General features: G+C 38.8%; 23 protein-coding genes. 20 read left to right on the top strand and 3 right to left on the bottom strand.

Annotated features, from left to right (window positions below):
• Positions 1-5: 5 nt before the first annotated feature.
• Entirely contained in the window at positions 6-338 is a 333-nt protein-coding gene (locus HZI73_RS25975; RefSeq protein WP_212696229.1) for a helix-turn-helix domain-containing protein, read from the bottom strand.
• 378 nt (positions 339-716) lie between these two features.
• Here HZI73_RS25975 and HZI73_RS25970 point away from each other — a divergent pair, with 378 nt between their 5' ends.
• The 20 genes from HZI73_RS25970 (at position 717) to HZI73_RS25875 (ending at position 14,852) form a co-directional block, all read left to right on the top strand.
• Complete coding sequence (locus HZI73_RS25970) at positions 717-1,130, top strand: sigma factor-like helix-turn-helix DNA-binding protein (protein WP_212696228.1); 414 nt, start codon at positions 717-719, stop codon at positions 1,128-1,130.
• Positions 1,131-1,246: 116 nt separating this feature from the next.
• A complete protein-coding gene (locus HZI73_RS25965; protein WP_212696227.1) occupies positions 1,247-1,663 on the top strand; it encodes a phage tail terminator family protein in 417 nt (138 codons plus the stop codon).
• A 40-nt stretch (positions 1,664-1,703) separates the two neighbouring features.
• Complete coding sequence (locus tag HZI73_RS25960; RefSeq protein ID WP_212696226.1) at positions 1,704-3,014, top strand: phage tail sheath family protein; 1,311 nt, start codon at positions 1,704-1,706, stop codon at positions 3,012-3,014.
• Between the two features lies 1 nt (position 3,015).
• The gene (locus HZI73_RS25955) at positions 3,016-3,471 is read left to right on the top strand and encodes a phage tail tube protein (protein ID WP_212696225.1); all 456 of its coding nucleotides are present in this window, start codon (positions 3,016-3,018) and stop codon (positions 3,469-3,471) included.
• 17 nt (positions 3,472-3,488) lie between these two features.
• Complete coding sequence (locus HZI73_RS25950) at positions 3,489-3,896, top strand: phage tail assembly chaperone (protein WP_212696224.1); 408 nt, start codon at positions 3,489-3,491, stop codon at positions 3,894-3,896.
• Entirely contained in the window at positions 3,896-4,066 is a 171-nt protein-coding gene (locus tag HZI73_RS25945; RefSeq protein WP_212696223.1) for a hypothetical protein, read from the top strand. Before HZI73_RS25950 ends, HZI73_RS25945 begins: the two co-directional genes overlap by 1 nt.
• Before the next feature lie 12 nt (positions 4,067-4,078).
• A complete protein-coding gene (locus tag HZI73_RS25940; RefSeq protein ID WP_212696222.1) occupies positions 4,079-5,623 on the top strand; it encodes a phage tail tape measure protein in 1,545 nt (514 codons plus the stop codon).
• A complete protein-coding gene (locus HZI73_RS25935) occupies positions 5,624-6,292 on the top strand; it encodes a LysM peptidoglycan-binding domain-containing protein (protein WP_212696221.1) in 669 nt (222 codons plus the stop codon).
• A 2-nt stretch (positions 6,293-6,294) separates the two neighbouring features.
• Entirely contained in the window at positions 6,295-7,251 is a 957-nt protein-coding gene (locus HZI73_RS25930) for an XkdQ/YqbQ family protein (RefSeq protein ID WP_212696220.1), read from the top strand.
• Positions 7,252-7,527: a DUF2577 domain-containing protein gene (locus HZI73_RS25925; RefSeq protein WP_212696219.1), complete on the top strand. Its 276-nt coding sequence runs from the start codon at positions 7,252-7,254 to the stop codon at positions 7,525-7,527.
• Positions 7,524-7,925: a DUF2634 domain-containing protein gene (locus tag HZI73_RS25920; protein ID WP_212696218.1), complete on the top strand. Its 402-nt coding sequence runs from the start codon at positions 7,524-7,526 to the stop codon at positions 7,923-7,925. Before HZI73_RS25925 ends, HZI73_RS25920 begins: the two co-directional genes overlap by 4 nt.
• Positions 7,918-8,982: a baseplate J/gp47 family protein gene (locus HZI73_RS25915; RefSeq protein WP_212696217.1), complete on the top strand. Its 1,065-nt coding sequence runs from the start codon at positions 7,918-7,920 to the stop codon at positions 8,980-8,982. The genes HZI73_RS25920 and HZI73_RS25915 overlap by 8 nt, the downstream gene beginning before the upstream one ends.
• Complete coding sequence (locus HZI73_RS25910) at positions 8,975-9,511, top strand: putative phage tail protein (protein ID WP_212696216.1); 537 nt, start codon at positions 8,975-8,977, stop codon at positions 9,509-9,511. The genes HZI73_RS25915 and HZI73_RS25910 overlap by 8 nt, the downstream gene beginning before the upstream one ends.
• On the top strand, positions 9,511-9,963 hold the full coding sequence (locus tag HZI73_RS25905) for a hypothetical protein (protein ID WP_212696215.1): 453 nt from the start codon (positions 9,511-9,513) through the stop codon (positions 9,961-9,963). Before HZI73_RS25910 ends, HZI73_RS25905 begins: the two co-directional genes overlap by 1 nt.
• 18 nt (positions 9,964-9,981) lie before the next feature.
• Positions 9,982-10,557: a hypothetical protein gene (locus HZI73_RS25900; RefSeq protein WP_212698941.1), complete on the top strand. Its 576-nt coding sequence runs from the start codon at positions 9,982-9,984 to the stop codon at positions 10,555-10,557.
• A gap of 50 nt (positions 10,558-10,607) precedes the next feature.
• Positions 10,608-11,423: a hypothetical protein gene (locus HZI73_RS25895; RefSeq protein ID WP_212696214.1), complete on the top strand. Its 816-nt coding sequence runs from the start codon at positions 10,608-10,610 to the stop codon at positions 11,421-11,423.
• 20 nt (positions 11,424-11,443) lie between these two features.
• Entirely contained in the window at positions 11,444-11,611 is a 168-nt protein-coding gene (locus tag HZI73_RS25890) for a hypothetical protein (protein WP_212696213.1), read from the top strand.
• A gap of 408 nt (positions 11,612-12,019) precedes the next feature.
• A complete protein-coding gene (locus HZI73_RS25885; RefSeq protein ID WP_212696212.1) occupies positions 12,020-12,307 on the top strand; it encodes a hypothetical protein in 288 nt (95 codons plus the stop codon).
• A gap of 340 nt (positions 12,308-12,647) precedes the next feature.
• A complete protein-coding gene (locus HZI73_RS25880; protein ID WP_212696211.1) occupies positions 12,648-13,916 on the top strand; it encodes a MerR family transcriptional regulator in 1,269 nt (422 codons plus the stop codon).
• Positions 13,917-14,057: 141 nt separating this feature from the next.
• A complete protein-coding gene (locus HZI73_RS25875) occupies positions 14,058-14,852 on the top strand; it encodes an MBL fold metallo-hydrolase (protein ID WP_212696210.1) in 795 nt (264 codons plus the stop codon).
• 55 nt (positions 14,853-14,907) lie between these two features.
• Here the strand turns inward: HZI73_RS25875 and HZI73_RS25870 are convergent, their stop codons facing one another.
• Both HZI73_RS25870 and HZI73_RS25865 read right to left on the bottom strand, forming a co-directional pair.
• Positions 14,908-16,047 carry a YibE/F family protein gene (locus HZI73_RS25870; protein WP_246552294.1) on the bottom strand — a complete coding sequence of 380 codons (1,140 nt, stop codon included), beginning with the start codon at positions 16,045-16,047 and terminating at the stop codon, positions 14,908-14,910.
• Positions 16,048-16,091: 44 nt separating this feature from the next.
• Complete coding sequence (locus HZI73_RS25865; protein ID WP_212696209.1) at positions 16,092-17,570, bottom strand: alkaline phosphatase; 1,479 nt, start codon at positions 17,568-17,570, stop codon at positions 16,092-16,094.
• Between the last annotated feature and the right edge of the window lie 360 nt (positions 17,571-17,930).

The following is a 17,930-nucleotide window of genomic DNA, read 5'->3' as shown; positions in this document are numbered from 1 at the left end:
AAGCATTACTCATTTTCCAAAAAGGCCTTCATTAACTTGACCATCTTATTGCGAGCTTCTGGTGTTAATTCTTTCGTCGCACGGCGAAGAACTTGAATACCTTCAGGAAATTCTTCTTCCAAGGTATCAACGGTGTTGTCAGAGCTGCCTACAAGGGAATCAATGGTTACACCATAATAATCAGCTAACTGCTTAAGTGTCTCAGGGTTAGGTCGTCTGTCATCTCTTTCGTAACCTGAAATCGTTGTAATAGCCATATCCAACGCGCGGGCTACATCACGTTGATATAAGCCTCTTTCATTTCGTAAATATTTTAATTTCTCGCCTAGAGTCATCATGTCCCTCCTTTACATATTAATTAACAAATTGGCTATTGACATTACTCGAAATGAGTAATATAATAAGTATACACTAATCTTTTGACAATAAGATAATGGGTAAAACGTCATTTATGTAAGATCATCATAAAAAGCACTTGGTTGATGATATGACACAATAAAAGGACTCTCTATCTATTATATTACACGTTTTGCGAAATGTCAATTCACATTCTTGCTTAATTTGAAAAAATGAGCAAGATACACGATATTTCAGTTAAGCTCTTAGGATGGTATCATGATTCAATGCATGCCTAAGCTTATCTTTTTTTAACAAAACGATTACGCAATATGAGTAGTGTGGCTACGCTATATATGTTCATGAAAGGATGATGATAAATGCATATTTTATATCATTCATATGAGGATATGACGAAAAAAATCTCCATTATACAGCTTAGGATTCAATCATATGAAAAAGAAAAAGAAGTACTGATGCAATTAATCAAAAGTGGTAGGGAACGTTTAATCAAAAGCAAGCACCCTAACATATCCTATAAAACCTATTTAAAAGAAATAAAGATTCTGGATGGGCATCTCTTGTTGCATCATCATGAACTACGACGGTTGCAAGATGAGAAAAAAGAAATGGATGCTCTGATGGGGAAATTAGAAGGTACCCAAGAACAAATTTTTTATTACCGATTTGTCAAAGGCATGACCCAAGAACAAACTGCTGAGAAAATCTATCTCTCCACCAGACAAGTACAACGGATTGAGAAGAAACTGGAAAATGAAATCATGTCGTGTTAATGTCGTGTCGGGTGATGGTAAGATGTAATCAGGCAAGGGACAACAAGCCTTTGACCAAGAAAAGTAATGCATGACAACATCAGTTCATTAAGTGTATTACGGCGGGAGGGAGAATAATGGTTAATCAAGTAAAGCAAGGGATAAAGGATAAGCTAGTCAGCTTATACCCCACATATCATGTGTACCTTGAAGAGGATACCCCAGCTAATCTATTAAAACCAGCTCTGAGGATTCAGTGTCTAAAAAAGACCACTCAGAATCAAAGAGAAAACCTTATGAAAAACATACAGCTGGGCATTGTATGCCTCTTGGAAGATGCAGATCGGGATATGATCTATTGGCAGATCTCCGATCAATTAGACGAAGCTATGACTTATGTTGACCTAGAGGGCATTCGCTTAAGAACTGGCGAGAAAACAAGTAACATAACAGATGGTCAATTGCATTATACCTTTAACCTACAACTGGTTACCCATGAAGCGGTAGAAGCCGGTCCAATCATGCAAAGGTTGGATAAGCATATGGAGGTATAACACGTAATAACCTAAGAAGACGAAAGGAAGGTGCTTACAAATGGGTGGAACATGGACTACTCAGAACAAAGTTAGACCAGGTGTCTACATTAACTTTCAACAAACACGCATTCAAGAAGAACAGGCAAAACGAGGTATCGTAACCATACCTCTGGACCTTAATTTTGGTCCAGAACAAGAGGTAGTAGAAGTAACCAACCAGACGGATACCAGGGGTATATTTGGTGAAGAGCTTTATACCCTAATACCCCTTAACGAAACTCTAAAACGGGCAGAGAAAGTATTGGTTTTCCGTCTTAACCCTGCAGCAGGTGGTACAAAAGCCTCTGTTATAACAGGGAATCTTACAGCAACAGCTAAGTACACCGGTACCAGAGGTAATGATCTTAAAGTAGTCATTGAAGCAAAAGATAGCAAGTTCAATGTGTCAACCTACTTAGGAACAACCCTTATGGATCAACAGCTGTTAGTCAGTGCAGTAGATGAGTTACAAGATAACGCCATGGTGACGTTCACTGGAACTGGCGTATTAGCAGCAACAGCAGGCGTAAGCCTTACAGGTGGTGTCAATGGCACAGTGGATGGTAATGCTTATACCGCTTATCGTAATGCGATCGAAGTTTATTACTTTAACACATGTGCACTATACGATGTAACAGATACTGCCATCAAAGAAGCTTTCAAAGGATGGGTAAGACGATTACGTGATGATGAAGGGACAAAAGTAACCCTTGTAGCTGAGAACTATGACAGTGCCGATTATGAAGGCATTATCAGTGTAAAAAATGGTGTTGTATTAGAAGATGGTACTGTCATCGATGCTAAAAAAGCAACAGCATGGGTAGCAGGAGCCACTGCGGCAGCCAACACCAATCAATCGTTAACCTATGATTTCTATGATGGAGCAGTTGATGTGGATAATAAGTACAACTACACAACCATCGAAGATGCTATTCATGCTGGTAACTTCTTATTTACGGGCTATGATGGCAAAGCAAGAGTGGAGTATGATATCAATACCTTACATACGTATACCGCGGACAAAGGACGTCTGTTTAGAAAGAATAGAGTCATGCGTACCTTAGATGCCATCAATCATGATATCACCAAGATTGGCAACGATTATTTTATCGGTAAAATCAGCAATAACGAAGATGGTAGAAACCTCTTGAAAAATGAAATCATCAAATGCTTACAACGCTATGAAAATCAGGATGCCATTACCAATCTGGACACAGGTAAAGACGTTCAAGTCTTAGCCAGTACAGAAACAGATGTTGTGGTCGTACGTATTGCCGCTCAACCTGTTGATGGTATGGAAAAACTGTATATGACTGTGGAGGTGAAGTAATATGGCAACAATCAAAGCACAAGACATCGTATCTGGAAGAGAAGGAAAAGTTTTCAAAACACTGAACGGTGTGGTGAAAGAAATGGCCTATATCAAAAAAATCGATGCCAAAATCGAAAAAACCAAATCGGAAATCAAAGTATTAGGCAGTCGTGCCACCCATAGTAAAGCAACAGGATGGAAAGGCACAGGCAGTATGACCATCTACTACATGACCAGTGAATTTAGAGAGCTCATGCTTGATTATGTCAAATCGGGTAAAGACGTATACTTCGATATTCAAGTCATTAATGAAGACCCTGCAAGTGCAGCAGGCAAACAGACCGTTGTCCTTAAGAATTGTAACATTGACAGTGTTATCATCGGTCAATTAGATATTGACAAAGATGTATTGGATGAAGAACTCAGCTTTACATTCGATGATATTGAAGTGTTGAATAAGTTCAGCGAAGTCTAGATAAAGGGAGGTATATAATGAGCCAATTACAAGCTTTTTTAAACAATCATGTTGTTGAAGATATTCAGGCGGACGTGTTCGTTTCCAAGCGTTTCAAAGACGAAAAGGGTGAACTGCTTCAGTTCAAAATCCGTGCCATCACAGACAGCCAGATGTCAGAGATTCAAAAAATCTGTATGCGTACAGGAAAAAAAGGAAAAGTTGATTTTGACGTGAGTAAATTCAACCGTCTCATCGCCATAAAAGGTTCTGTTGAGCCTCAGTTTGAAGATGCCCAGAGCATTAAAAGCGTTGGTTGTGTCACACCTGAGGACTACATCAAAAAGGTGATGCTTCCAGGAGAAATCGCTACCCTTGCCGAACAGATTCAAACCCTATCGGGCTATACAGACCTGGAAGATCTGAAAGAACAGGCAAAAAACTAATGACTGAGGGAGATGGAGAAGCCAATTATGCTCATTATTTACTCCACAAAATACATTTACTCCCTCATGATTTTTTAGCATTACCAAGACGTGAAAAAGCCTTCATCATGGCAAGTGTGGATCTTCATATAGAAGCTGAGAAGAAGGCTTATCACAAATCACACAGATAAGGTGGTGAGACATTGGCAGATACAACAACCATGGATAAATCCATAACCATGTTAACCAAACTCAGTGCGAGCATAGAAAAAAATATGGTTGTTTACAATCGGTACACCGATCAAATTGAACAAACCATGAAAGTAATGGACCAAGCCAACAACATAGGTCAAGCCAACGACAACACAGCAAATAAAGATAACAATGCAGGGATTCATCTCAATGATAATGCTAGTAAAAGAAAGACATTAACATCCAGAGCAGGTCAATCCATACAAAACACAAGAGATAGATTCGCCAATTACAAAAATAAGCTTCAAGAGACATATGGTAAACCAAAAGAAGGCGGTGTTACCAATAAAATCTTAGGCTCATCCATGGGATTCCTTAAGACACTTAAAAATAGCTCTATAGGTAAAGGCATCCTAGGAGGTATTGGTAAAAATAAAGAAGTCAGTAAGATGATGACGGGTATTAAAGATAAATGGTCAAATATGTGGTCATCCATGGGGAGTCAAATAGCTCCCATGTTAAAACCAGCATTAGCCAAAATATCTAAAATCATGGATGGACCCGCCTTTAAGAAAATGATTCAAATAATATTGAAAGTCATCATGGCTTTGATTCAAGGTGCAACCATGTTATTGGATTATCTATCACCCATCATGGATGTCATCAGCAATATATTTGGTGTATTGGTTGATAACGCTGAGATTGTACTATTTGTATTAGGTGCTGTAGCAACAGCCATCTTAGCCATAGCAGCCGCAACAGGCATCTATAATGCCATCAATACCGTTCGTACTGTATTAGAAAAAGGACTTAATGCGGTTCTAAACGCTAACCCAACCATGCTCATTATCAAAGCAGTTATCCTGCTGATTATGACCTTTATTACACTCATCGCAACCATGGAACCTGTCAGGACAGCCGTTGCAGACCTTACACGCAAGTTCTTTGACTTTATTGAATGGGGCATTAATGGTCTCATTGAAGGTCTAGCGTCAGCAGCAGAAGGTATCATACGGTTTGCAGGTGATGGTATTAATACATTTCTTAATATATTTGTTAATCCATTCATTGATGGGGTTAACATCATCATTGATGGGCTGAATCTACTGGGAGCAAGCATTGGTAAGCTTGATCATTTAAGTGTTGATTTTAGTGGTGCGGCAGAAGCAACAGGTACCTTTATTAGAAAAGGTAAAGTGGATCTAAGCGGTGCAAAAGAGGCAATGGCAGGTGCTATTGAAAACTTTTCCGCAGAAGCATTAATCGCAAAGCTGGGCATTAGCACGTTAGAAGCAGGGACCAACACTCAGAAAAAAGACGTTGGCGTACAAGTCAATAAAATGAACGATGATGTCAACATTGAAGAAGAAGATATCAAGCTTATGCGAGAAGTTGCGGAAAGGGAAATGATTCAAAACTTCGTGACCTTAACACCAACAGTATCCATGGGCGATATGACCCTACACGAAAACGCAGATGCGGATAAGCTCCTTGGCAAAATAACCGAAGCACTGGTGACAGAAGTAGCTAATTCAGCTCAGGGGGTGTATGCATAAATGTATCAATTTTATATAGGACTGTTAGATAACAGCGAAGAAGAATTACAACTCCCTGTAGGACCTGAGGAAATCACCATTACCCAATCCGGCAACACCGAAACCTACAGCATCTACCAATATGGTGATGTAGTAAAAGCCGGCAGTCGCAAGCTATTAAAGCTCAGCATCAACAGTTTTTTCCCTTTGGAACAAGGACCTTATGTGATGACAAGGAAGCTGCAACATCCTAGCGATTATGTGAACAAGCTCTACAGTTGGAAACAAAAAAATAAAGTCCTCACATTCAAAGTGACCGGCGGCTACTATCCCATTGACCGATTATGGCTCATGGAAGACTTGGAAATTCATGAAAAAGCAGGGGAAGTAGGGGATATCTTCTACACCATGAGCCTAACGGAATACCGTGAGTTTCGAGCGAGACGTATTACCCTGTCTGGTAATCAAGGCAACATGACCATCATAGGTGATTACCAAGGGGCAAGACCCATAACCAAGGCCGTTCCACGAACATATACCGTTAAATCAGGGGATTCACTATGGAAAATTGCTAAATTACAATTAGGGAATGGCAATCTTTATAAGGAGATTGCGGAACTTAACCAGATTAAAAACCCCAGCCTCATCTACCCAGGGCAAGTATTAAAGATGCCAAGAAGTGGGGTGTAAGGATGATACAGTTAATCATGCAGAACACAAGCAATGGGGCGATTCATGACATCAGTCAGTTGGTAACAGAATTATCTTGGGATACCATAAGGGTCGGGAAGGCTTCGGAATTATCCTTCGCCTTAGTTGTAGATAAGGCACTTGACATCAGTGAGGGGAGTATTATTTATTTCAAAAAAGATAATCGTTCTGTTTTTTACGGTTATGTATTCAAAATAGCCAGGTCAACGGATGATACCCTACGGATAACGGCTTATGATCAATTACGCTATTTGCTGAATAAGGAAACGTACATCTTCAAAAATAAAAAAGCCCATGAAATCCTTCAGCAAATTGCTACAGACTTTAACCTGCGATTAGGTACACTGGAAGATACCGGCTATAGCGTGCCCTTGATGGTAGAAGATGGGCAGACCCTATTGGATATGACGTATAAAGCTCTTGATCATACCCTGATTAATACAGGTGACATGTATGTGCTATACGACGATTTTGGTAAGCTAACCCTTCGTCATATTAAGAACATGTTGTCAAACCTCATCATTGGTGACCACAGCTTATTAAACAGTTACGCTTATGAGCGCAGTATAGATGGGGACACTTACAATAAAATCAAGCTGTATAAAGACAATAAAGACACAGGTAAACGGGAGGTCTATATTGTTAAGGACAGCAGCAACATATCCAAATGGGGACTGCTCCAATACTATGAAAAGGTCAATGATAAGCTTAACGATGCTCAGATTCGTAAGCGGGCTAAGCAATTAGAATTTGTTAAAAACAGAGTGGTAAAGGGGTTAAGTCTTGATTGCATGGGGGATTTATCTGTCCGAGCAGGCACGTCTATCTATGTGGACATTACAGGACTTGACTTAAAACAACCCTTTATTGTGGATAGCGCTAAACACACATTTAGCAATCAACAACATACCATGAGTTTAACATTGAAGGTGATATAGATGAGCAATACACAGCAATTTATTGGTGCTTTAAAACAGATTAACAAAGGGGTTATGGACAACAGTCAAAACGTAGCTTTTTATTACGGCAAGGTCATCGCCATAACCCCTCTCGAGATACAAGTGGACCAACGGTTTGTACTCGACCAAGACTTTTTAGTAGTAACAAGTACAGTAGCTGGGGATACGGCCTTGGCAGTTGGGGATAAAGTTATTCTTTTAAGAGAACAAGGTGGACAACGTTACATTGTACTGGATAAGGTGGTGACCATATGATACCCATGCAAGGGATACAGATACAAGAAGACATGACCCTGATGACACCAAAATCCAAAACCTACGGTTTAAACCTTATAGAAGGTAAAATAGATAGGGTTATTGATGGGCTAGATGCTATCAAACAAGCCGTATTCAAGATATTGGAAACAGGGCGTTATCAGCATGTCATCTACGACTTTTCCTATGGTTCAGAGTTAAATGACCTCATAGGACGAGACAGCGATTACATTGAAATGGAATTAAGACGACGTATAAGGGATGCTCTAACATATGATGACCGAATCACTGACGTGACGGATTTTCACTTTCAAACTAAGGATGAAGATGTCACAGTGAACTTTAAGGTGATCAGTATAGAAGGTTCTTTTGAAAGCGAGGTGATGATAAGTGTTTGAGCATATCACATATGATGGTTTATTAGAACGCACATTAAACCAAGTACCGGATGATCTGGACAAACGTCAAGGCAGTATTATCTACGATGCCATTGCACCAGCATGTGCCGAATTAGCCCAGCTCTATATTGAACTGGATACGGCCATCCAGATGGCTTTTGTAACCACATCCAGCGGGACATACCTTGACAGGAAGTGTGCCGACTATGGTATCTATAGAAAACAAGCAACAAAAGCCCTTAGAAAAGGTGTCTTCCAAGGGGCAACCCCTAGTATAGGGAGCAGGTTCGGTCATAACGACTTAACCTATGTGATAAAGGACAATCAGAATGGCATGGACAATGTAACCCTAGAATGTGAGCAAGCAGGACAAGTGGGCAACAGAGACACAGGCACCCTTATCCCTATAGAAGAGATAGAAGGGCTTATATCTGCACAGCTACAAGATATCCTCATACCAGGTGAAGATACAGAAACAGATGCATCCTTACGGGATAGGCAGCAAGAGAAGGTTAAAAAAGCCGCTACTTCAGGCAACATCTACCACTATCAAAAATGGGCAAAGGATGTGAAGGGTGTCGGTGCGGCAAAAGTTATACCCCGATGGCAGGGGGATTACACGGTAAAAGTGATGGTAGTAGATACCCTTATGGAACCAGCAACACCTGAACTGGTGGGTCAGATACAAGACTATATTGACCCTGGTGTTGAAGGCAGCGGTAAGGGAACAGCACCCATCGGCGCAAAATGTACCATAGAAGCAGCCACACCAACCACCATTAACGTATCGGCAACGGTTACTGGAACAGACCATGCCACATTGAAGACCATTTTTGAAACGGCTCTAAAGGCGTACTTCACAACCCTTATAGCTGACAGTTGGCAGGATAAGGACAGCTATGCTATAAGTCATGCAAAAGTAGGGGCAATCTTACTGGATGCTATTTCCCAAGCTGGTGGTAGTGACTACGCTAATCTGATGATCAATGAGGGTACCAGCAACATTGTACTAACCCACCAAGTACCTATCATAGGGGCGGTGACTTTCAATGGCTAATACACAGTTAATGGCATACCTGCCAGATTACTATAAGTCCATTCGAACATTTGAAATTATCATGGATGTGGAAGACAAAGAACTGGATATACTAAAAGCCTATTTGGCAGATGGTTACAATCAGCTCTTTCTGGATTCTGCAACTACGGGCTTAGAGATGTGGGAAGAAGACACGGGCACCATCAAGCAAAGTGGTGCATCCCATGAGGAGAGAAGAGCCAAAATCAGAAGTCAATTACGCGGAACAGGTAAAATCGATGAAGAACTCATCAAAATCGTAGCTGATTCATGGACTAACGGTAACGTGGAAGTCAGCTTCGATGGTAAAATCCGTATCAAATTCAATAGTTTCTACGGTGTCCCTAGCAACATGGATGCTGTAAAACAAGCCATTGACAAGATTATACCTGCTCACTTAGGCGTAGAATACGATTTAAAATATCTACTGGTAGGAGATGTCCATAACAACATGACAATCAATGCATTACAAGGAACAAAACTCAATCAATTTGCAGGAGGTGTTATATAATGGCAGAACATACGTCACATCTAAATCTCTATAAGGTAGACCCAGTCACAGACGGCAACCAGACCTTCAATGTAAAAACCATGATGAATGACAACTGGGATAAAATTGATGGAAAAGTTGGAAGTATAGATACCAAGCTGCAAGGTGTAGAAGACCACGCCAATAACTATACCCACCCCAGTACCCATGACGCAAGCATCATACGCGTTACAGATGCAGGCAGTCAGTTTAACGGGGAGAATGTGGAGGATGTGTTGGGCGAAGTAGGTACAGGACTCTCTGACATGATACAGGTGAGTGCCACAGAACCCAATAGCTTTAACACCCATACATTGTGGCTGCAAGATATAGGTGATTCAAGTTTTAGTGCAGGTGGTGGGATTAACATTGCTAACGCAGAAACCAGTACCCAACCACCTGTAGAAAACAATTACTGGTTCAAACCCATATAAAAAAAAGGAGTTGATAAAATGGCAGACTTAAACATTCAGATCAAACAAAGAAACGGCGAGAATTGGGATAATCTCTACCCAAAAACCAAAGCCGCACAGGTCGTAGCCATTAGTGGCGAAACAGCAGAACAACATGTAGGAGATACCACCAAACACATCACAAGTTCTGAACGAACAACGTGGAATGCCAAAGCAACAACACAATATGTTACTGATAAAATAGCTGAACTGGTTAATGCAAGTCCAGCAGCCTTGGACACTCTCAACGAATTAGCCCAAGCCCTCGGTAATGACCCGAGCTTTGCAACCACAATGACCAATGCACTAGCCAACAAGTTTGATAAAGCTAACGTCAACACAAGTACAACACTAGGCATAAGCGATACCCATGTACCCAGTCAAAAAGCAGTCAAAACCTTCGTTGAAAGTCAATTATCCTCCGCAGGGTATGGTGATATGTTAAAAGCAACCTATGACTCCAATGGTGATGGCAAAGTCGATAACGCCAACTTTGCCGAAAGCGCAGCCATCCAGTCAGGTGCCACGTTACCAACAACACCCAAAGCAGGCGAGATTTTCTTTCAGACGATATAAGGCAGGTGAGATAAATGGCAAATAAGAATGTAACAATTAAAAAGCGGAATGTGAGTAATACGGGTTGGGATGAGATGTATCCTGTTACTACGGCTGAGAATGTTAAGTGTGGGGATGGGTCGTCGGTTGAGGCGCAGTTGGGTGATATGGCGAACGTAATAGTGGCTACTGGGATAGGCACAGCCATAACGTTAAGTATGCCTAGTGTGACAGCTTATTCGGCTTATATGAAGCTTACATTTATAGCTAGTGCCAACAATAGTGGTGGTGCTACTACAATTAATATAAATAATTTAGGAACTAAGAACCTGTATAAACCTAATACCACAAAAGCACCTAACTTAAAGAGTGGTAAACCATATACAGTTTGGTATGATGGTACGAATTTTTTCTTGCAAGCTAGTGCAGAGGGAAATGCAGTTGCTGGTGATGTGCTAGCAGGGAAGACGTTCAGCAATGATGATGATACAGGGGTAGTTGGCAGTATGGATTTAAGTAATTTAATTTCTAGTAATATTAAGCAAGGGATTGATATTAATGGTGTTGTTGGTTCACTAATTGAGGGTAGAAGGTCAGCTACTGGAAGTAAGAATATAACCACTAATAGCACTCTTCATACAATATATGGGTTATCTTTTAGACCTTCAGTGGTATTAATTGCTTTGACAGAATATCCGGCTCATGGTGAAGTTGTTAAAATTGATTCTTCTAATTGGAGTATGTCAAATGATGTGTTGCTTTGGAATAGAAATGATTACCCATACATTTCATGGCAAGAAATAAATATCACTGATAACGGATTCACTGTGAAAGCTTATACAGAAATTGGAATAGTCAGACCATGTATATGGTTATGTATAGAATGAATAATTAAACGAGATGCATTATGAATAGAGGAAACCTATTAATATACGATACTACAGGAAAAATATGGATGCAAACAGGTGAAGCAACAGATGACGTGTTAAATCATGAATATCCTGTAGGTGTACCGTATATAGAATTGCCTTATGGAAGTACAGATGGTAAGAGGATGAGAAAGTGGAAGAAGTAATGTTCTAATTATTAATGAGGTTGTAGTAATAATTATAGTAAAAGAATTATAAACAAAGGTATTAATCCTAAGACAAATGAGACATTTAAAATTGTTGACATTAAACACGCTGGATATAAGACAGGCAATTGGAAATTATATAATTGCATAGCAAAGCAATTTAGTGCGTCATAGGATACTAGTACGTAATAAGACCTTATAGATTAAGGTCTTATTACTGTTAGCTAGATAGTTTAACTAATAATGAATTTAAATATTATATGTATAGATTTACTTGTAATATATTATACACCCATATGGTTGTATATTTAGTAGCATCCCTCATTTTTATGTAATAATAGAAACAAGTATATCGTGAGTAAATAAAATTATATACTCACTATTAATCATGAAAGAGGGATGATACCTATGAATAGCATTAAAGAACACTTCGAGAACTTTACATTCAACATGATGAAACCAGCATACGAAAAATTTCATAGAACCGATGAAGAATACCAAGAAGCTTGCAGTTACTTACAAGTTAACAGACATATTTTTGATCGTATAATGAAATCTCTGGCTATTGAGGATAGTGAATTCATGGTAGACTATGTCGAAAAGAGTTGTTACTGTGCTTCCTGTTCTAATCAGGCAATGTATATCGAAGGTTATAGAGATTGTATTAAGTTATTAAAAGAACTTGAAATATTATAGTTGGTTACAGGTATGGTGAACATTCATATCCACTAAACATTAGCAGTAATAAGATGAAGAATTTGGAAAGGAAGGTAACAAATGCTATTTAAAGAAAAGAGCGTAACAAAAACAGACTTAACTAAAGTATTGCAGTCCATGAAGCAAACGAAGATAAAGCATACTAAACTAATGAATAAGTTAGCTAAATAATCAATCATATCTCACCTTGTTAATTGACACCTCCCCCCCAATTCGTTATACTCAACTTAGTACAGAATAATCGATAAGTAGAGCGGTATAGACTTATGATTAATGCGGAATAAGCCTGCTTCGAGTAAGATGGAAGGTATAATGAAAGATGGAACATAGACCACAGATAAGTGATAAAGATAAGATGGACAGTTCGGATATAAGAATAGGGAAATTCGCCAAGAAAAACAACATGAGTGTGGACACCATACGTTACTATGTGCAACTGAACCTTATTCATCCCTTAAGAAAAGGTAAATACTTTTACTTTGGTACAGAACAGCAGGAACAGTTGGATTTTATTAAGCATTACAAGGACATGAAATTTTCATTGGATGATATTAAGATATTGATGTATACGGTACAGTTTCATATACTGGAGACACCTATTAGAAGCAATTATATTGAGAGCTTGCTTCATGATAAGCGGATTCAGCTTCTACAAGAGCGGGAACAACTGGATGCTACCATTCAAAAACTTAATGATGAAATAGAAACCGTTAAACAACAACCCGTTAAGAATAGGGATGGTAAGGGGATTGCGTTTCAACATTTGGAACTTTTATGCTGTCCGGTTTGCCAAGAAAGCTTAACCATTGAAGAAGGCACCTTAAAAAATCATAGCGTCTATCATGGTAAGCTAACATGCAATTGTGGTGTCACCATGGATATTGAAGAAGGGATCATCATTACGTCAGAAATGAATCACCCCATCAGCCATGAAGAGCAAGACGATTCCATTAGAAATCTTTTTGCCACCATATCCCATAACTTCATTGAACAGATGCTTTATTATGTGGAAGAAACAACACGCTATATCCTACAGCAAGATTTAGCGTCTAAGACCGTTCTTTTTATGAAAACAGGAGCAGGTACACTTGCTCTGAATGTATTAAGGAAGCTGCCCAAGATTGGTATGCTCATTCTATTTGATGAAGATCTGAATCAATTAAAAGTGACGAAAAATACCATAGACACCCACTATCCAGACTATAACATACTCTATGTGGGCGGTTCGTTGGATTTGCTGCCCATTAAAAGGAAAAGCATCCATTTGGCAGTTGATTTTATGGCCAGCTTTGAAGCAGCATTCGAAAAATCATATAACTTATACCAAGATATCATGAAACATATGCATACCCATAGCAGTATCATGGGACTATTTCTATATTTCAAAAAGAATGCTGTTTTATCAAGATTGGAATCTGAACAACGAAAATTATTAGATGGCTATTTTGTAAGGAATTACTTGAAGAAGTATCAGTATGAACTGATAGAAGACAGTGAAGAAAATATGCTGGATATTGGAAAGGGTATTGATGACTTTTACCAACAGGGTGATCGTGCTGTAACCCACTTAGATAGATATAGTCGATAGAAAAATGGTATAAAAGCTGTAGTGTGGAGCCAACTCCATACTCCGGCTTTTTTTACCTATAAAATAGAGAATTACACCTATTGATATGAGGTTAACTCCATATAGTAAAGTGAGGGTACAATAATAAAGGAGGGAAATAGAATGAACACAAAAAAATTAACCATTATTGGCATTATCATAATCGTTATTGTACTCGTTGTTATCCTTCTTAAAAGAGTGATTAAAATAGAATTTTCTAGAAGTGATAAGAGAATACCAGCCATAAAAGTTTCTCTTAATCAAGATATCACCCTTACTTCATGTGGAGCTGTGTTCGCTCATTTTGGTTCAGCGGATTTTTTTCCATCTGGCATGAAGATAGAAATGAAGAATAAGATAATCTATGTGGATCCTATTGTGGTAGACAATCCAATTAAGGCAGACTATATATTTATAACCCACGCTCACCAGGACCACTTTTCTATTGATGACATTGAGAAGCTTGCTAAGGATGACACATGGATTATATGCCCCAAAAAAGTCGCCAAAAAATTGGGTGATTATCAGGTGAGACAGGTTACACCAGGAGATGTGCTAGAACTAGATGGTATAGGTTGTGAGGCTGTAGCTGCCTATTCAAAAGGTTTTCCAACCCATCCAAAAAGCAATGATAATGTTGGCTATGTATTAACTATAGGTGATGAGAGAATTTACTTTTCAGGTGATACGGATCTAATTCCTGAGATTAAAACGCTTGAGGACATAACAGTAGCCATCGTTCCCATTGATGGTGGAAACCTAACCATGAGTACAAACGATGCTATTTTACTCGTCAATATGCTTAGCCCTAGAATAGCAATACCGACACATTATGAATTAGAGAAAAATAGCACAGAGATGTTTAAGAAAATGGTGAATGAAGAGACAGAGGTCATTATTTTAAGTGACCAAAAGTAAAGGGCATGGGTGACATGAAGAAATGCATAACCGTGTGATGGTATTTATGAGGGAACTAAATATCAAGCTGTTTTGGCTGGGTATCTTTTACCATGATCAAACCAGCTACCAATGCGGTTATGGGTGCAACCAAAACGAGTCCAATACTACCAACTAGCGTTCGCATAATCTCAGCTGCAATAATCTTCATATTGATAATCCGAGAGAAACTGGATTCTCTAATCTGAAAGAGCATGAGCAACGTAAGATAGCCGCCAGAATAAGCAAGTAACAAGGTGGTTGTCATGGTGCCTATGACATCTCTTCCTACATTAAAGCCTGATCGTATCAGTTCTTTGCGACTGATATCAGGCTTTTTCTCTTTTATCTCCCAACATGCTGAAGCCACATCCATCGCGATGTCCATGGCTGCACCGGATGAGCCAATAATAACAGCTACATAGAAAATACTGCGCATATCCAAGTGAAAATAGCCAGAGAAAACAATGGTCTCTGCGTAAGGGGCAGTCATGCCTCTTAGACCTAACTTATCCCCAATAATCATTGTTAAAAAGAGGGTAATTAACAAGCCGCATAGGGTACCAAGAAATGCAGATACGCCTTTTCTTGTAAAGCCAGCAACGGAAAATAAAATGACAGCAGATAGAAGCACCAGGGTAAGTGAGGCAATGACCATTGGATTTTTGCCTTCTAATAAAAGGGGGATTAATAATTTCCATAGAATAAGAATGGTAAATACAAAGGAAAAAAGCGCTTTCACGCCTATATCCCTTGCATACCAAACCAGGAGTATCACAAAGATAATAAAAACAATGAGCATATAATTTTGTCGGTAGAGTTCAACGGCTTTCGCATCGATTATATGTCCCTCAGTATCTGTTTTGAGTGCAATAATGACTTTATCCTTTACTTTATAATAATTATCATAGTCCAATTTTCCCATGAGTGGATTGCTAACAGACAGCTTTTCACCTTTATACGTACCATCAATGATGCGAACCTGCAATGTTTGATAGCCTATAGCGGATATACCAGACTTCACAACGTCTGAATCATCAACTTCCAGAACGATAGCTTTTGCTTCAAGTACATCTTGATTATACTTATCTTCTTGGCGGTCTGATCTTATAAAGAGAAAAAAGGTTATTAGGCATAAAATAGCGTAGATAACAGATACTTTTAGTTTTTTATTCACGAGGATACCCCTTTCAGTAAATGGTTCTTGACGTCTTAAGCTATTTATTTAAGCGATAGTCCAACCAGTTCAGCTGTTAAGTTGGCAATGGTTGTATTATCCATAAAACCGCTATATTGCTCAGCACCAACGCCGATAGCTGACATAGGAATCTGTGTTGCTGTATGGGCATAGGAAGTCCAATAAACACCAGCACGCTCAGACAAGATATGTGTTACGGCCATGGCTGTTTCGTCATATTTATATTTATTGTTGTATGTGAACGTACCTTCATCTACCATGTCCATACTTTTTTCAAATAAGCTTTTTTCTTCTTTTGATAATTCAGTTAGTCCAAAGTTTTCTTCGATAAATGCGTAGAATGCTGCTCTGTCGCCATCGTATTGACCTTGTAATACTTCGATGGACATTTTTGCTTTTGTAAGTTCTGAAAGAGATAAGAAATAATCGGTGTTAACACCCATGCCAAGACCGCCTGTCTCATGGTCACCTAATACAAGAATAAGTGTTTCTTCTGGATGCTTAAGGTAGAAGTCATAAGCTTCTTTTACAGCATCATCAAATGCAAGTGTATCCATGATAGCAGCAGGTGTGTCGTTTGGATGACAGGCATGGTCAATACGTCCGCCTTCAATCATGAAAAAGAAACCATCTTGATCTTTTGAAAGTAATTCAATACCTTTACTTGTCATTTCTACTAAAGTAGGTGCATTGTAGCTATCATTATGCATATCATCTAACGTGTAGGGTAGATGAGAATAGGTGAATAGACCAAGGTATTGATCCCCTGCTTTGAATGTTTCTTTTCTAAACTCTTCTGCACCTTTCATACCATAACGTACGGTATAGCCAGCTTGACGAAACTCTGCTAAGAGATTACGGCTATCTTTACGTTTGGATTTGATGGTTTTACCAAAAGCATCTGTTTGATTGTCTTTCCATCCTTCAGGTAAGAAGTGACGAACGCCTCCACCAACAATGTAATCAACACCACTGTCTAGGAAATCTGCTGCGATTTCATTTTCATTTCCACGGCTTTCATTATGAGATGCAAATACAGCAGGTGTGGCATGTGTAATACGTGTGGTAGATGCAAGTCCAGTTGCCATACCTATTTCTTCTGCTGCTTCAACAAGCGTTTTTAAGTCGTTACCTTGAGGGTCTTTTGATATAACACCGTTATCGGTTTTATAGCCAGTTGCAAGTGCTGTACCTGCTGCTGCTGAATCCGTAATGAGTGTATTCATAGAATGGGTTGTATTAATTGCTGAATGAGGAAACGTGTTCATGAGTAATTTCTTCGTAGCATCACCTGTTGTTTCTTGTAAATAATACTCCGTAATTTGTCTTTGTGATGTACCCATACCATCACCAATAAAATAGAATATGTATTTAGGTTGTTTTTGAGTGGTCGTTGCTACAGAACCTACAGTTGCTTTATTAGGTGCTTGATAAGCATGTGTTACAGAGTAAGACAGAAGTAGCGTTATTAAGAGAGCTAAACTGATTAATTTCTTTTTCATGGTAAAATTACCTCCATTGATTTTTGCGAGTACGTCTTAGGTTTCTCATAATAAACTATGATAAAAGACCAAGAGAACCTATCTGTACTCAATAAAATAAATTTACAGTTCAACTCTATAGAAACAATATAAAGAGGATATAAGGGACATGTTAAATTATGGTAAAAATAATGGTAAATCACGTTAGTTTTATAATGTAGTTAAAGAACACAAAAAATAGGATGAATTAACCTAAACTTCCTAGTAACACTTTATTTAATAATGGAATAAACAAAATAAAGAAAATATAGTTAAGCATTATTTGGAAATGACATGCATCTTATGAAACTACAAAATACGAAATCAATCGTCATGAATAGA

Origin of the sequence: Vallitalea pronyensis, assembly GCF_018141445.1 — a bacterium.
Taxonomy (GTDB): Bacteria; Bacillota; Clostridia; order Lachnospirales; family Vallitaleaceae; genus Vallitalea; species Vallitalea pronyensis.
The sequence above is the reverse complement of the archived record's forward strand: the minus strand, read 5'-3'. Positions and strand labels throughout refer to the sequence as shown.

Bases quoted from the DNA above. Each gene is read 5' to 3' on its own strand.
- HZI73_RS25975 (WP_212696229.1), bottom strand. From the start codon at position 338: ATGATGACTCTAGGCGAGAAATTAAAATATTTACGAAATGAAAGAGGC.
- HZI73_RS25970 (WP_212696228.1), top strand. From the start codon at position 717: ATGCATATTTTATATCATTCATATGAGGATATGACGAAAAAAATCTCC.
- HZI73_RS25965 (WP_212696227.1), top strand. From the start codon at position 1,247: ATGGTTAATCAAGTAAAGCAAGGGATAAAGGATAAGCTAGTCAGCTTA.
- HZI73_RS25960 (WP_212696226.1), top strand. From the start codon at position 1,704: ATGGGTGGAACATGGACTACTCAGAACAAAGTTAGACCAGGTGTCTAC.
- HZI73_RS25955 (WP_212696225.1), top strand. From the start codon at position 3,016: ATGGCAACAATCAAAGCACAAGACATCGTATCTGGAAGAGAAGGAAAA.
- HZI73_RS25950 (WP_212696224.1), top strand. From the start codon at position 3,489: ATGAGCCAATTACAAGCTTTTTTAAACAATCATGTTGTTGAAGATATT.
- HZI73_RS25945 (WP_212696223.1), top strand. From the start codon at position 3,896: ATGACTGAGGGAGATGGAGAAGCCAATTATGCTCATTATTTACTCCAC.
- HZI73_RS25935 (WP_212696221.1), top strand. From the start codon at position 5,624: ATGTATCAATTTTATATAGGACTGTTAGATAACAGCGAAGAAGAATTA.
- HZI73_RS25930 (WP_212696220.1), top strand. From the start codon at position 6,295: ATGATACAGTTAATCATGCAGAACACAAGCAATGGGGCGATTCATGAC.
- HZI73_RS25925 (WP_212696219.1), top strand. From the start codon at position 7,252: ATGAGCAATACACAGCAATTTATTGGTGCTTTAAAACAGATTAACAAA.
- HZI73_RS25920 (WP_212696218.1), top strand. From the start codon at position 7,524: ATGATACCCATGCAAGGGATACAGATACAAGAAGACATGACCCTGATG.
- HZI73_RS25910 (WP_212696216.1), top strand. From the start codon at position 8,975: ATGGCTAATACACAGTTAATGGCATACCTGCCAGATTACTATAAGTCC.
- HZI73_RS25905 (WP_212696215.1), top strand. From the start codon at position 9,511: ATGGCAGAACATACGTCACATCTAAATCTCTATAAGGTAGACCCAGTC.
- HZI73_RS25900 (WP_212698941.1), top strand. From the start codon at position 9,982: ATGGCAGACTTAAACATTCAGATCAAACAAAGAAACGGCGAGAATTGG.
- HZI73_RS25890 (WP_212696213.1), top strand. From the start codon at position 11,444: ATGAATAGAGGAAACCTATTAATATACGATACTACAGGAAAAATATGG.
- HZI73_RS25885 (WP_212696212.1), top strand. From the start codon at position 12,020: ATGAATAGCATTAAAGAACACTTCGAGAACTTTACATTCAACATGATG.
- HZI73_RS25880 (WP_212696211.1), top strand. From the start codon at position 12,648: ATGGAACATAGACCACAGATAAGTGATAAAGATAAGATGGACAGTTCG.
- HZI73_RS25875 (WP_212696210.1), top strand. From the start codon at position 14,058: ATGAACACAAAAAAATTAACCATTATTGGCATTATCATAATCGTTATT.
- HZI73_RS25865 (WP_212696209.1), bottom strand. From the start codon at position 17,570: ATGAAAAAGAAATTAATCAGTTTAGCTCTCTTAATAACGCTACTTCTG.